We start from the raw sequence: 13,928 nt of genomic DNA on the forward strand, positions 1-13,928 counted from the left end.
CTCCTGTCGTGTCGCTGACCTGACGGGCCATACGGTCACGGACCCCGGTAGACAAGCGGTCAACGCGCGTAGCGGAGGGGCGGGTACGACGGGGCGGGCAGGCACGGCAGGGGCGAGGCAGGCACGGCAGGGCGCGCGGGCACGGCGGGGGCGGGGCGGGCTGTTTCTCAGGGCGCCGGCAGGGGCGGGGCACGCCGTTTCTCAGGGCGTCGGCAGACCCCCGAGCAAGGCCCGTACGGCCGCCTCCTCCTCCGCGATGCCGAGGCGCCCATACACCTCCGCCGCGTCCTGGAGGCAGGCCCGGGCCCGGCGCGGCCGGCCGAGGGAGGCGAGCGCCGCGCCGAGGGTGTGCAGCAGGGCGGCCTCCAGGGCGGCGCTGGTCTCGCGGGCGAGCGGCAGCACCGCCTCGGCGGCCTCCGCGGCGAGCGTGGCCCGGCCGGACTCGGCGTGCAGCCGGGCGGCCAGGTCGCCCGCCGCCGCCTCGAACACGGCGACCTGGAGCCGCGCGAACTCCTCGCGCGCCCCGACCGCGTGCCCGAGCGCCCCCTCCGGGTCCCCGCACAGGCGCAGCACCCGGGCCAGGTAGTAGCGCCCGGTCGCGGCGGACACCGGTCCGGTGCCGCTCATCAGCCGGGCCCCGCGCTCGGCGGCGGCCCGGGCCTCGTCGAGGCGGCCGGTGTGGGCGGCGTTGAAGGCGAACTCCCCGAGCGCGCTGCCCTCGGCCCGCTCGGCGCCCAGCTCCCGGAACGCGCCGGCGGCCCGGCCCGCGTGCTCGGCGGCCTCGGCGTGGCGCCCGTGGATGCGGGCGTTGCCGGCCAGGGTGAGCAGCGCCTTGGCCCGGACCCGGGCGGCGGGCCCGGCGCCGCCGCCCGTACCGGCGTCGCAGAGGCCGACCGCGCGGGCGATCTCGGCGCGCGACTCCTCGTAACGGTTGACGTGCCAGAGCATGTTCCCGCGCACGTACCGGGCGAGGGCCTGCGGCCCGTCCGCGCCCCGCGCCTCGGCGGCCTCGGCGACCTGGGCCGCGAGCGCGGCGATGACGGCGGTCTGGGTGCGTTCGAAGAGGACCGAGCCCATCTTGTCGACGAGTTCGGCCGCCCGGGCGAGCGGCAGCTCCTCGTCCGCGCAGGCCAGGGCGACGGCCGCGGCGTGCACGGCCGCCTGTTCGCGCATCCAGCGGACGGCGGCGGCGCCGTCGGCGAGGGCCCGGCCGGGGCGGTCGACGGGGGTGTTCAGGAGGCTCTGTTCGGCCGGGTCGACCGAGCGGGCGGCCGTGTCGGCGTTACGGGCGGTCGCCAGGCAGAAGTCGAGCAGCCGGCCCGCCGCCGCGGTGCGCGCGCCCGCGGTCTCCTCCTCGGCGGCCCGGTCGCGGGCGTAGGCGCGGACCAGGTCGTGGAAGCCGTAGCGGCCGAAGCCCGGCGACTGGAGCAGGTTGAGGTCGACGAGCCCTTCGAGGAGTTCGTCCGCCTCCGCCTCGGTGCGGTCCAGGAGCGCGGCGGCGCACGGCAGCGCGATGTCCGGCGTGTCGGGCAGCGAGAGCAGCCGGAACGCGCGGGCGGCCTCGGGCGTGAGCCGGTGGTACGAGAGCGCGAAGGTCGCTTCCACGGCGCGCTCCCCGTCGTCGAGCGCGGCCAGCCGCCGCTCGTCACGCAGCCCCTCGGCGAGCGCGGCGAGGCTCAGCCCCGGGTCGGCGGCGAGCCGGGACGCGGCGATCCGGACGGCCAGCGGCAGCCGCCCGCAGGCCGCGACGATCTCCTCGACGCGGCCGGGTTCCGCCGCGACCCGCTCGGCGCCCGCGATCCGGGCGAACAGCTCGGCGGCCTCGACGGCCGGGAGCGGGTCGATCCGCAGGTGGTGGGCGCCGGCGAGGCCCGGGAGCCGGGTGCGGCTGGTGACCAGCACCGCGCAGTCGGCGGAGCCGGGCAGCAGCGGCTCGACCTGCTCGGGACCGGCCGCGTTGTCGAGGACGACGAGCACCCGGCGGCCGGTGAGCGCCGAGCGGTAGCAGGCCGAGCGCTCGGCGATGCCGGGCGGCACCTCCTCGGCGGCGACCCCGAGGGCGCGCAGGAACTCGGCGAGGACGGCGGCGGGTTCGCGTGGCACCCGGTCGGCGCCGCGCAGATCGGCGAAGAGCTGCCCGTCGGGGAAGCGGCCGGCCGCCCGGCGGGCCGCGTGCACGGCGAGCGTGGTCTTGCCGACGCCGCCCATGCCGTCGAGCGCGGACACCACGACGGCCCGGCCGCCCGCCCCCGCGAGCCGCTCCGCGAGGGCGTCCACGGCGCCGCCACGCCCGGTGAAGTCCGGGAGGTCCGCCGGGAGCTGCTCGGGAGCCCGCCAGACGGGCCCGGGCTGCGCGGCCGGTGCGGGCAGCAGCGCGGGGTCGTCGCGCAGGATCCGCAGCTGGAGCCCGGCGGGCGAGTCCGGCCCCTGCTCGCCCGGCGGCAGGTCGCCCCGCGCGTCCTCGAACACGGCGAGCGCCTCGGCCGTGCGCCCGGCCCGGTGCAGGGCGCGCATGAGGACGGCGACGAGCCGGGGGCGGCCCGGGTGCTCCAGGCAGAGCGCGGCGGCCTCGGCCGTGAGATCGGCCCGGTCGGCCAGCTCGGCATCCAGCTCGAGCCGCCACTCCAACGCCCCGAGCCGCTCCTCCCCGAGCCGAGCCCGCACGGCCTCGGCATGCGGCCCCCCGAGCCCGGCGAGCGGCTCCCCCACCCACAAGCCAAGGGCGTCACGCAGCAGTTCCCGCACGGCGGCGGGGGCGGGGGCGTGCTCGTCGTCGGGGCCGCCCGGGTGCCCCACCGCGGGCTGAGAGCCGCCGACCACGGGGACCTGCCCGCCTTCCGGGCCGCCCCTGTTCCCCGCCGACCCTCGCGGGTCACCACCCGCCGGCCCTCGCGGCTCGCTCCCCGCCGGCCCTCGCGCGCGGCCCCCCGCCGCCTCCCCCAGCAACCGGCGCCACTCGGCCGTGTCCGTGCGGGCGCCCGGGGCCCGGAGGGCGTAGCCGTCGCCGACGCGGACGATCGGGGATTCGGGGAGGTGGGGGCGGAAGGCGGAGCGGAGGCGGTAGACGAGGAGTTGGAGGGCTTTGCGGGGGTCGGCGGGGGCGGCGCCCTCGCCCCAGACGCCTTCGGCGAGGACGCCGTGGGCGACCGTTCGTCCGGGCGCGTCGAGCAGGACGGCGAGCAGGGCCCGCTGCTGCGGCCTGCCGAGGTCGATCTCCTGGTCGCCGTACCAGGCCCGCAGGGGTCCGAGCAGCGCGAACTTCAGCCTTCCCGGCTCGCCCTGCCGTCCCGCCTCCCGGGTCTCCCCCACGCCCCCCGGGTGTCCCGTGACGTGCTCCTCCCCCATGGCTCCCGTGGTCCCCTGCTGCCCCGTAGAACGGCTGCCCATGACGCCCGTCACTTCCCCTGCCCCATCCCTCATGACCTGTGCTTTTCCCCCACGGACCGCCCTCCGGCCGGGCGACGCGCCCAGGGCACGCAACCCCATCGGGGCGGGTGGTCCGGCCGCCTATGATGCGGCACGCAACCTGCGACGGACTCATGGCTGACGGGGGTGTCATGGGACTCGAATTCGCCATTCTCGGCCCGCCGCGCGCGTGGCACGAGGGGCACGAGCGCGCGCTGGGCCGACCGCAGCAGCGCGCTGTGTTGTGCGCCCTGCTGCTCGCGCCCGGCGAACTCGTCCCCACGCAGCGGCTGATCACCTCTCTGTGGGGCGAGGACGAGGAGGAGTGGCCCAAGGACCCGGTCGGCCAGATCGGCACGCACGCCCACCGGCTGCGCAAGGCGCTCGGCGCGGCGCCGGACGCGCTGCTCGGTTCCTCGGGCGGCTACCGGCTCGCCGTCGCCCGCGAGGCGGTGGACGTCTTCCGGTACGAGGAGGAGGCCGCCCGCGCCGCGGCGGTGCTGCGCGGCGCCCCGGAGGAGGCCCGGGAGCTGGCGCGGACGGCCCTCGGCCGGTGGACCGGGACCCCGCTCGACGGGGTGCCGGGGCCGCTCGCGCGACGCACCCGGGACCGGCTCGCGGCCTCCCGGCACGCGGCGCGCATGACGCTGTACAAGGCGGAACTGGCCCTGGGGCGGCACGCCGAGGCGCTGCCCGCGCTGCGCGAGCTGGCGGCGGCGCACCCGGAGGACGAGGAGGCGCACCGGCTCTGTCTGCTCGCGCTGTACCGGTGCGGGCGCCGGCCGGAGGCGCTGGCGCTGTTCGCCGCGCTGCGCGAGCGGCTCGACCGGCGGCTGGGGATCGACCCGGGCGGGCCGGTGACGGCGCTGTACGGGCGGATCCGCCGGGACGACCGGTCGCTGGCGGTGCCGGTGCCGCCCCGCCGCCCGCTCCGGCCGTGCCAGCTCCCGCCGGACATCCCCGATCTGGTGGGGCGCGGGGCGCAGGTCCGGGAGGCGGAGCGGCTGCTGCGGGCCGGGGCCGGCAGCCCGGTGGTGGCGCTGTCGGGGCCGTACGGGACGGGCACGTCGACGCTCGCGGTGCATCTGGCGCACCGTGTGCGGGACGCCTTCCCCGACGGGCAGTTGTACGCGCGGGGCGATGCCGCCGGGGACGTACGGGAGGTCATGGCCGGTTTTCTGCGGTCCCTGGGCGAGCGGCCGCCCGAGGACGCGTGCGCGGGGGCGCTCGGTGCCCGTTACCGCGCGGCGCTGGCGGGCCGCCGGGTGCTGGTGCTGCTCGACGGGGCGCCGGAACCGGGGGCGCTGCTGCCGGGTGTGGCGGGGTGCGCGGCGCTGGTGACGGAGACGGGCGGGGAGCTGGCGGCGGGGGTGGCGCGGCTGCGGATCGGGCCGCTGGAGCCGGACGACGCGTACGAGCTGCTGGCCCGGATCGCGGGCCCGGACCGGATCCACCGCGAGTCCGGCGCGGCCCGCGAACTGGCCGCGCTGTGCGGGCATCTGCCGGCCCGGCTGCGTTCGGCGGCGGCGCGTCTCGCGGCCCGGCCGCAGTGGTCGGTGGCGGACCTGGTGGGCCGGCTCTCGGCGTGACGCACGGCGGCCCCGGCCGGAGAGGGGTCCGGCCGGGGCCACGTACGGGGGTGGTGCGGAGGGGCGCGTCAAGGGGCGAGGGCCCCGGGGGTCAGTAGAGGTCCGAGTAGACGATGTCCCGCGAGGTGTTGGTGAAGGTCCGCGCGGTGATGCTGGCGAAGCTGCCGCAGCGCCGGTCCGTATACCAGATGCTGAGCCCCTGCTCGTTGGTGACCTGGAGGCAGGCGTACGCGCTGCCGCCCTTGTACCAGCCGCGGGAGGAGCACTCGCGCTGTCCGTCGGCGGCGTAGACGACGAGCCGCCCGTCGTCCCGCATGACGGCCTTGGCGCCGCAGCCGACGGTGTTGGAGGCCCACAGGGGGGTGGCGCGGGACCAGTCGCCCGCGGTCTGGGTGCGGTAGAAGACCAGGTTGCCGTCGCCCTGCATGATCAGCCGCGCGTAGTCGGTGCTGACGTGCCAGCCGGGGTAGAGCGGCTCGTCGCCCCAGATGGTGTGGGTGCCGGGGTCGTACGCGGCCTGTGCCGTGCCCGATCCGGCGAGCGTCCCGGTCATCGCCAGCAGCCCGGCCGCCACGGCCCCCGCCGTCCTGCGCAGCGCCTTCTTCACGATCGTCATCCCCGTCGCCTTTCTGTGGTCCGGCTTGCGGGGCGATCATGCGCGGCGGCGGTAGACAAACGATGAACGTCCGCTCGTGGGACAGGCGTGCTCCCCTCCGCACCACGCGCGCCCCCTTGTTGGGGGCGCGGGCCGGTGCCACTCTGGGACTCCCCCCACTTGTGAACTTGTGAAAGAGTTCTCGAACAGGAGGTGGTCCCCTCCATGCTCGTCCGTGACGCCATGAGCACGGTGGTCCTCACCATCGGCCCGGCCCATACCCTCCGTCAGGCGGCCCGTCTGATGTCGGCGCGCCGCGTCGGCGCCGCCATCGTCCTCGACACCGACACCAGCGGGCTCGGCATCCTCACCGAGCGCGACATCCTCAACGCCATCGGCCGGGACCGGAATCCCGACCACGAGACCGCGGACGCCCACACCACCCGGGACGTCGTCTTCGCCGCGCCCACCTGGACGCTGGACGAGGCCGCGGAGGCGATGACCCGCGGCGGCTTCCGTCACCTCGTGGTCCTGGACGACCACGGGCCGGTCGGCATCGTCTCCGTACGCGACATCATCCGCTGCTGGATGCCCGTGCACAGCGTCGCCGGATGACGCGGGAGGGCCGGACTCCCGTACGGATACGGGGAGTCCGGCCCTCCACTGCCTACGGCAAGCCGCCCTCAGCCGCGCAGGGCCTGGACCGCGGCGTCGAGCCGCTTGCCGAAGTCACCGTCCGCCTTGCGGAAGTTGCCGATCGCGCGCTCGGCGATGTCGTCGCGCGAGACCTTGGCGATGAAGCCCGCCAGGTTCTCGACCAGACGGCCCTTCTCGTCCTCGGACATCAGGCGGTACAGGTTGCCGGCCTGGACGAAGTCGTCGTCCTCGGCGTGCGAGGGGGCGGCGTGGTCGCCGGTGAGCCCGGTGACGGCGGAGCCGGCCCACAGCGGGCGGTCGGTCTGGTGCGGGCCGCCGAAGCTGTTCGGCTCGTAGTTCTTCGCGCCGGCGTGCCGGCCGTCGTAGAGGAAGCCGTCCCGCGCGTGCGTGCGCGCCTCGGTGGCGTGCGGGCGGTTCACCGGCAGGTGGTCGGCGTTGATGCCGACGCGGTAGCGGTGGGCGTCGCCGTAGGCGAAGAGGCGGCCTTGGAGCATCTTGTCCGGGGACGGGCCGATGCCGGGCACGAAGTGCGCCGGGGAGAAGATCGACTGCTCGACCTCGGCGAAGACGTTCTGCGGGTTGCGGTTGAGCTCCAGCGTGCCGATCTCGATCGGCGGGTAGTCCTCGTGCGGCCAGACCTTGGTGAGGTCGAAGGGGTTGAAGCGGTACTGCGCCGCGTCGGCCGCCGGCATGATCTGCACCTGCACGGTCCAGCTCGGGAAGTCGCCGCGCTCGATGGACTCGCGCAGGTCGCGCTGGTGCGAGTCGGGGTCCTCGCCGGCCAGCCTGTTGGCCTCGCCCTGGGTGAGGTTCTTGATGCCCTGGTCGGTCTTGAAGTGGTACTTGACCCAGAAGACCTCGCCGGCCTCGTTGTTCCACTGGTAGGTGTGCGAGCCGTAGCCGTTCATGTGGCGGTACGAGGCGGGGATGCCGCGGTCGCCGAAGAGCCAGGTCACCTGGTGCGTGGACTCGGGGCTCAGGCTCCAGAAGTCCCAGACGTTGTCCGCCTCCTGCGAGCCGGTGTACGGGTCGCGCTTCTGGGTGTGGATGAAGTCGGGGAACTTGATGGCGTCCTTGATGAAGAACACCGGGGTGTTGTTGCCGACGAGGTCGTAGTTGCCCTCCTCGGTGTAGAACTTCAGCGCCCAGCCGCGCGGGTCGCGCACGGCGTCGGCCGCGCCGAGGTTGCCCGCCACGGTGGAGAAGCGCAGGAAGGTCTCGGTCTGTTTGCCGACCTCGGAGAGGAACGCGGCCCTCGTGTACGCCGTGACGTCGGCCGTCACCGTGAAGGTGCCGTAGGCGCCCGCGCCGCGCGCGTGGACGACGCGCTCCGGGATGCGCTCACGGTTGAAGTGGGCCAGCTTCTCCAAGAGCAGCTGGTCCTGGAGAAGGACCGGACCGCCGATGCCCGCCGTCTCGCTGTTCTGGTTGTCGGCGACCGGTGCCCCGGCCTCGGTGGTGAGCGGTCCCTGCGTCACGTGCGCCTCCTGCGTCGGTTGTACGGCAAACCCGCGAGCCCTGTCCTGAGCTTTGCTGTACTCGACCCTACAATAGACAATGTCTAAGTCAAGGCCACTTCCAAAGTCACACCCGTTCGGGATTCGCTCCCCCCGACTGTTAGGCTGCCCCCATGAGTGACCTGTTGGAACGACTGCGCGGCCGCGGCTGGCGGATGACCGCGCAGCGGCGTGTCGTGGCCGAGGTCCTCGACGGGGATCACGTGCACCTGACCGCCGACGAGGTCCACGCACGCGCCGTTTCGAGGCTGCCCGAGATCTCCCGGGCCACCGTGTACAACACGTTGGGCGAGATGGTCACGCTCGGCGAGGTGCTGGAGGTCGCGACCGACGGCCGCGCCAAACGCTACGACCCGAACGCCCACCGGCCGCACCAGCACCTGGTCTGCGGCCGGTGCGGTGCGATCCGTGACGTGCACCCGGCCGGCGACCCGCTGGCCGACCTGCCGGACACGGAGCGCTTCGGCTTCACCATCTCGAACGTCGAGGTCACCTACCGAGGCATCTGCCCGAGCTGCGCGACCACCGCCTAGACGCACCGGACGTACGAGAGAGGCCCCCGCCGATCAGGCGGGGGCCTCTCTCGTACGCGTACACCCTGCCCGGGAACGGCAAAGGCCCGGGAACGGCGAAAGCCCGGGTCCGTTTCCGGATCCGGGCCTTCGTGCTACTGAGTAGCGGGGACAGGATTTGAACCTGCGACCTCTGGGTTATGAGCCCAGCGAGCTACCGAGCTGCTCCACCCCGCGTCGGTAAACACGACTCTACGGGACTGCGCTGAGCAGGGCAAATCCGTTAGGCGGTGAGCTCCTGGTGCAGTGCCTCGCTGAGCCGGGCCGCCCGCTCCGCCACCTCCGCGGGGCCGAGCTCCACCGCGCGGGCGCACCATCGGCGCCCCTCGGTCAGCTCCCCGCGCCGGGCCGCCAGCAGGGCGAGCCGCAGCGCGGCCCGGCCGTGTCCGGCGTGCGCCGCGCGCGTCCACCACAGGGCCGCCTCCCGCTCGCCGCCCTCGCGGGCGAGCAGCAGCCCCAGGTTGAAGGCGCCGTTGCGGGAGCCGGCCTCGGCCGCCTCCCGGTACCAGCGGGCCGCCTCGGCGACGTCGCCGCGCCCGGCGGCGAGCATGCCGACGCGCACCTGGGCACGGCGGTGGCCCTGCTGGGCGGCGCGCTCGTACCACTCCTCGCACTCGCTCTTCTCCTCACGCGGCGCGCCGAGCACCGGCGGGCCGGGCTCGGGGCGGCGCGCGTCGAGGACCGAGGCGAGCCGGAACGCGGCCTCGGCGCTGCCGCCGCCCGCCGCGCACCGCAGATGCCGCTCGGCGCCCTGCTCGTCGCCGTCGCGCAGGCAGGCGATGCCGACCTGGAGCGCGGCCTCGGTGTGCCCGGCCGCCGCAGCCCGCTCGTACCAGCTCAGCGCCGTACGGTCGTCGTCGCGGCCGGCGTGGAGGATGCCGAGGTTGAAAGCGGCGTCGACGCTGCCGGCCTCGGCGGCCTTGGAGAACCAGGGCTCGGCGCCGCCCGCGTCACCGGCCTGCAGGAGCAGCACGGCGAGCGCGTTGGCGGCCTCCCGGTGACCGGCGTAGGCCGCGCGCCGGTACCACTGCTCGGCCTGTGTGGTGCGCTCCTGCGCGGCGCAGAGCAGGCCGAGGTTGTAGGCGCCGTTGACGTCGCCCGCGTCCATGGCGGCGCGGTACCAGCGCTCGGCGGTCTGCTGCTCGCCGCGGGCGGCGTGCAGCGCGCCGAGCGCGTTGGCGGCGTTGCCGTCGCCGTCCTGGGCGGCGCGCAGCCACCACACGGCGGCGCTCTCCTCGTCGCCGGCGTCGCGCAGCAGGAAGCCGAGCGCGCAGGCCGCCTTGGCCTCGCCGTCCTTGGCGGAGGTCAGGTACCAGCGCCCGGCCTCCTTGAGCTCCCCGCGCTTCTCCAGGAGGACGCCCAGGTGCAGGGCGGCCCGCCGGTGCCCGCGCGCGGCGGCCTGCCGGAACCACTGCTCGGCCTCGGTGAGCCCGCTCTTCGGCGCGGCGGCGTCACCGGCGGGCGCGGGGCCGTCGGCGGTCGTCCGCAGCCCGGTGGCGGTGTCGTAGGAGTGCGGGCCGCGGGCGGGCTCGGTCGCGCGCCGCTCCATGGAGAGGGCGAGCCGGTAGGCGGCCTCGCGGTGTCCCTGTTCGGCGGCGGCGCGCAGCCAGCGCTCGGCGCCGACGTCGCTGCGGTGCTCCAGGAGGTCGGCGAGGGCGTACGCGCCGAGGGCGTGGCCCTGCTCGGCGGACTGGCGCAGCCAGTACTCGGCGCCGGGCTCGTCGCCGCGCTCGCGGTGGTGGCGGCCGAGGGCGTGCGCGGCGGGCGCGGAGCCGGCGACGGCGGCGACCCGCCACCAGCCGGCGGCCTCGTCCGGGTAGCCGCGCTGGTGCAGCAGCACGCCCAGGTTGTTCGCGGCGGCGCGGTCGCCCTCGGCGGTGGCCCCGCGCAGGTACGGCTCGGCGCCGTCCAGGTCGCCGCGGCGCAGCAGCAGCGCGCCGAGGACGCTCATCGACGCGGCGTCGCCGTTCTCGGCGGCGCGCCGGTGGCGGGCCTCGGTCTCGGCGTCGTTCTCGTGGTCGGCGGTGGTGTCGACGGTCTCATCGACGGCCCCCGCGGCCTCGATGATGTCGTCTGCGGCGTTTCTCGGATGCCGCTGCACAAACCGCCCTGTCTCCAACAGAGTTGCCCTGTCCCCCATAAATACCATCGTCGCACCACCCGCAACCCGCGTACACCTGGTATAGCTCAGCCGGTGAGGTCACTTCAGCGTTTTGTCGACATGCCCACAGGGAGACAAGTCAAACACGGATCGCTCCAACTCGCCCCCTCCGCACCGCTCTTCGCGGTGTTCGCCGCCTTCCCGGGACATGACGAAGGCCCGAATCCAGATGGATCCGGGCCCTCGTCTTCAGTAGCGGGGACAGGATTTGAACCTGCGACCTCTGGGTTATGAGCCCAGCGAGCTACCGAGCTGCTCCACCCCGCGTCGGTGAACACAACGTATCACGACGCGGGGGCGGAGCCGAAACGCGGCCGTCAGCCGCCCGGGCTCGCCGGCGGACTGGCCGACGTGCTCGGGGTCGTGCCCGGGGTCGTCTTCGGCGCGGGCTTGGCGCCTCCGGTGCCGCTCTGGAGCTTCGCCCCGGCGTCCGCGGCGCGCTGGAGAGCCTGCTGCAGGGCCTCCTGGGACTTGCCGTACGCCGTCCAGTCGCCCTTCTGGAGCGCGGCCTCACCGTCGTCGTACGCCTTCTGCGCGTCCGCGATGGCCTGCTTCAGGGCGGCGTCGTTGGTCACCGGCTGCGGCGGCTTGGTGGTGCCCGGCGGCTGCGGCGGCGGCGGGGTGGTCCCCTCGACCCCGAAGACCGCGTTGAGGGCGGCCGTCAGGTTGTCCTCGAACACCGTGGTGTCCTTGGTGGTGTCCCCGTCCGGCTGGTCCGCGTCCACGTAGGACACCGCGACCTTCTTCAGCAGCGGGTACTGCGCGTTGCGGCCCTGGGCGTACACCGGCTCGACGTAGAGGAAGCCGCCGTCGAGCGGCACCGTCAGCAGGTTGCCGTAGAGGATGTCGGAGTCGGCACCCTTCATGTCGCGGACGAAGGTCGCCACGGACGGAAGGCTGTTGAGCTTGTTCTGCACCTGCTGGGGTCCTGGGACGTCCGAGGTGACTCTCAGCAGCCTTATCTTGCCGTAGTCCTTGCTGTGGGCGTCGGCGTCCACCGCCATGAAGGCGCCCAGGTTGGGCCGGCCCGCCGGGGTGAAGGTCGTCGTCAGCGAGAACTGCTCGGCCGACTCCCCGGGCATCTTCATGCTCAGGTAGTACGGCGGCACCGCGTTGCCGTCCTTGTTGGTCGGGTCGTCCGGCACCTGCCAGGCGTCCGAGCCGCTGTAGAACTGGGCCGGGTCCTGCACGTGGTAGCGGGTGAGCAGCTCGCGCTGGACCTTGAACATGTCCTGCGGGTAGCGCAGGTGCTTCATGAGGTCGGCGTCGATCTGCCCGCGGTCCTTGACCGTGCCGGGGAAGGCCTTCATCCAGGTCTTGAGGACGGGGTCCTGCTCGTCCCACTGGTAGAGGTTCACCGTGCCGTCGTAGGCGTCGACGGTGGCCTTCACCGAGTTGCGGATGTAGTTGACCTGGTTCTGCTGGGCGACGACCGCGCGCTGCTGGTTGCCGACCGTCAGGGAGTCGGCCGTGGTGTCGCCGAGCGTGGTGCGCGAGGCGTACGGGTAGCCGTTGGTGGTGGTGTACGCGTCGACGATCCACTGGATGCGTCCGTCCACGACCGCCGGGTAGGCGTCGCCGTCGATGGTCAGCCAGGGGGCGACCGCCTCGACGCGCTCCTTGGGCGTGCGGTTGTACAGGATCCGCGAGCCGTCGCCGATGGCCCCCGAGTAGAGGATCTGCGGCTCGCTGAACGCGACCGCGTAGGCGGCGCGGTTGAAGGCGCTGGAGAGGCTGACCCCGCTGTCACCCTTGTAGCTGGTGGTCTTCTCGCCGTTCGCCTCGTAGTCGAGCTCCTTCTGGGGCCCGCCCACGATCGAGTACTGGTCGGTCTTCTCGCCGTAGTAGATGCGCTGCTCGTACGGGCCGAGCATGCCCGTGGTCGGCATCCCGGACTCGGTGAAGATCGGCGAGCCGTTGGCGTCCGTCTGGGTACCCGTGGCCATGATCGCGCCGTAGCCGTGGGTGTAGGTGAAGTGGTCGTTGATCCAGTTCCGCTTCGGGATGCCCTTGATGTTGAGCTCACGCAGGCCGACGACGGTGTCCTTGCCCTGGTAGCGGTCGACGTCGAGGGTCAGCGGGAACTGGTAGTACTTCCGCTTCTGCTCCAGCTGCTGGAAGGTCGGCGACACGATGTTCGGGTCGATGAGCCGGTAGCTGGCCGCCGTGTCGGCGTCCGCGCGGAGCTGGTCCTTGGCCTTGACCGTCGACTTGCCCGAGTAGTTCTCCGCCTCGGTGGTGTCGATGTCGTACGCCTTGCGCGTCGCTTCGATGTTCTTCTTGATGTACGGCGCTTCCTTGGCCTGCTCGTTCGGCTGGACCTGGAACTTCTGCACGATGGCCGGGTACAGGCCGCCGATCAGGATCGCCGAGAGCACCATCAGGCCGAAGCCGATCACCGGCAGCTGCCAGGTGCGCCGCCACAGGGTGGCGAAGAACAGCAGCGCGCAGATCACCGCGATGCAGAACAGGATCGTCTTCGCCGGAAGGTAGGCGTTGGCGTCCACGTACCGCAGACCGGTCCAGTTGCCGGTGGCCTTGAAGTCGCTGGACTTCACCGCGAGGCCGTACCGGTCCAGCCAGTACGCCACGGCCTTCAGCGACACGAAGACGCCGAGCAGCACCGACAGGTGTCCGGTCGCCGCCGCCGTGGCGCGGGCGCCCGGGCTGGTGACGCGCAGTCCGCCGTACAGGTAGTGCGTGAGGGCCGCCGCGATCAGCGAGAGCACGGTGGCGCCGAAGCCGAAGGCGAGCAGGAAGCGGTACCAGGGCAGGTCGAACGCGTAGAACGACACGTCCAGCTGGAACTGCGGGTCCTTCTGTCCGAAGGAGACCCCGTTCACCCACATCAGCCAGGTGCGCCACTGCCCGGAGGCGGAGGCGCCGGCGATCAGGCCCACCAGGGCCGTGACGGCGAGCAGCACCCACTTCTTGAAGGGGGCGAGACCCATCCGGTACCGGTCGAGGCTCTGCTGCTCCAGCGACATCGCGCTCAGCGGCGGCCGCAGCCGGTACGCCAGCCAGATGTTCAGGCCGACGGCCAGGGCCATGAGCAGACCGAAGACCAGGAAAAGGCCGATCTTGGTCCACAGCGTGGTGGTGAAGACGGACGAGTAATGGACGGAACGGAACCAGAGCCAGTCCGTCCAGAATCCCGCGAACATCACGAACACCATGGCGAGAACGGCCAGCACGCCCAGGGTCATGAGCAGCGTACGGGCCCGCCGGGACGGCCGGCCGACTCTGATCCTTGGCCCGGACGGACCTGTGCCGCCGCCGCGGTCCGGCATCTGGAAAGCCAACGTGCGCCCCTCGAGGTTGATGCGTCGATAAGCAGGCTCCGCGATCGTAGAGCCCACTGATGCAACTTACTGAGGCTTTACCGAGTTCCCGGAGTGGCCGCCGTTTCCCGTCCTGCGCGGTGCCCGGGAA

At 73.6% G+C, this 13,928-nt stretch carries 8 protein-coding genes and 2 tRNA genes; 3 read left to right on the plus strand and 7 right to left on the minus strand.

What is annotated here, in order from left to right; genetic code table 11:
• Positions 1-201 precede the first annotated feature (201 nt).
• Positions 202-3,309 carry an AfsR/SARP family transcriptional regulator gene (locus tag ACZ3ZE_RS23960; protein ID WP_467260608.1) on the minus strand — a complete coding sequence of 1,036 codons (3,108 nt, stop codon included), beginning with the start codon at positions 3,307-3,309 and terminating at the stop codon, positions 202-204.
• Positions 3,310-3,557: 248 nt separating this feature from the next.
• On the opposite strand from ACZ3ZE_RS23960, the gene ACZ3ZE_RS23965 reads away from it, so the two are divergent.
• Positions 3,558-4,994 carry an AfsR/SARP family transcriptional regulator gene (locus tag ACZ3ZE_RS23965; RefSeq protein ID WP_361166813.1) on the plus strand — a complete coding sequence of 479 codons (1,437 nt, stop codon included), beginning with the start codon at positions 3,558-3,560 and terminating at the stop codon, positions 4,992-4,994.
• Positions 4,995-5,085: 91 nt separating this feature from the next.
• Here ACZ3ZE_RS23965 and ACZ3ZE_RS23970 read toward each other — a convergent pair whose 3' ends face one another.
• Complete coding sequence (locus ACZ3ZE_RS23970) at positions 5,086-5,610, minus strand: hypothetical protein (RefSeq protein ID WP_363293232.1); 525 nt, start codon at positions 5,608-5,610, stop codon at positions 5,086-5,088.
• 204 nt (positions 5,611-5,814) lie between these two features.
• Here ACZ3ZE_RS23970 and ACZ3ZE_RS23975 point away from each other — a divergent pair, with 204 nt between their 5' ends.
• On the plus strand, positions 5,815-6,204 hold the full coding sequence (locus tag ACZ3ZE_RS23975; RefSeq protein ID WP_361166807.1) for a CBS domain-containing protein: 390 nt from the start codon (positions 5,815-5,817) through the stop codon (positions 6,202-6,204).
• Between the two features lie 68 nt (positions 6,205-6,272).
• Here the strand turns inward: ACZ3ZE_RS23975 and ACZ3ZE_RS23980 are convergent, their stop codons facing one another.
• Complete coding sequence (locus ACZ3ZE_RS23980; RefSeq protein WP_361166804.1) at positions 6,273-7,724, minus strand: catalase; 1,452 nt, start codon at positions 7,722-7,724, stop codon at positions 6,273-6,275.
• Positions 7,725-7,876: 152 nt separating this feature from the next.
• Between ACZ3ZE_RS23980 and ACZ3ZE_RS23985 the strand changes: the two genes are divergently transcribed.
• Positions 7,877-8,296, plus strand: a complete 420-nt coding sequence (locus ACZ3ZE_RS23985; RefSeq protein WP_361166801.1) for a Fur family transcriptional regulator — start codon at positions 7,877-7,879, stop codon at positions 8,294-8,296.
• Positions 8,297-8,438: 142 nt separating this feature from the next.
• Here ACZ3ZE_RS23985 and ACZ3ZE_RS23990 read toward each other — a convergent pair.
• From ACZ3ZE_RS23990 to ACZ3ZE_RS24005, 4 genes are all read right to left on the minus strand, one after another.
• Positions 8,439-8,512: transfer RNA gene (locus ACZ3ZE_RS23990), tRNA-Met, on the minus strand.
• Positions 8,513-8,558: 46 nt separating this feature from the next.
• Positions 8,559-10,484: a tetratricopeptide repeat protein gene (locus ACZ3ZE_RS23995; protein WP_361166798.1), complete on the minus strand. Its 1,926-nt coding sequence runs from the start codon at positions 10,482-10,484 to the stop codon at positions 8,559-8,561.
• A 205-nt stretch (positions 10,485-10,689) separates the two neighbouring features.
• A tRNA-Met gene (locus ACZ3ZE_RS24000) sits at positions 10,690-10,763 on the minus strand.
• A 50-nt stretch (positions 10,764-10,813) separates the two neighbouring features.
• The gene (locus ACZ3ZE_RS24005) at positions 10,814-13,786 is read right to left on the minus strand and encodes a UPF0182 family membrane protein (protein ID WP_467260730.1); all 2,973 of its coding nucleotides are present in this window, start codon (positions 13,784-13,786) and stop codon (positions 10,814-10,816) included.
• Positions 13,787-13,928 lie beyond the last annotated feature (142 nt).

It is taken from the genome of Streptomyces sp. NPDC023157 (assembly GCF_055560575.1).

Bases quoted from the DNA above. Each gene is read 5' to 3' on its own strand.
- ACZ3ZE_RS23975 (WP_361166807.1), top strand. From the start codon at position 5,815: ATGCTCGTCCGTGACGCCATGAGCACGGTGGTCCTCACCATCGGCCCG.
- ACZ3ZE_RS23985 (WP_361166801.1), top strand. From the start codon at position 7,877: ATGAGTGACCTGTTGGAACGACTGCGCGGCCGCGGCTGGCGGATGACC.
- ACZ3ZE_RS23970 (WP_363293232.1), bottom strand. From the start codon at position 5,610: ATGACGATCGTGAAGAAGGCGCTGCGCAGGACGGCGGGGGCCGTGGCG.
- ACZ3ZE_RS23995 (WP_361166798.1), bottom strand. From the start codon at position 10,484: ATGGTATTTATGGGGGACAGGGCAACTCTGTTGGAGACAGGGCGGTTT.
- ACZ3ZE_RS24005 (WP_467260730.1), bottom strand. From the start codon at position 13,786: ATGCCGGACCGCGGCGGCGGCACAGGTCCGTCCGGGCCAAGGATCAGA.
- ACZ3ZE_RS23965 (WP_361166813.1), top strand. From the start codon at position 3,558: ATGGGACTCGAATTCGCCATTCTCGGCCCGCCGCGCGCGTGGCACGAG.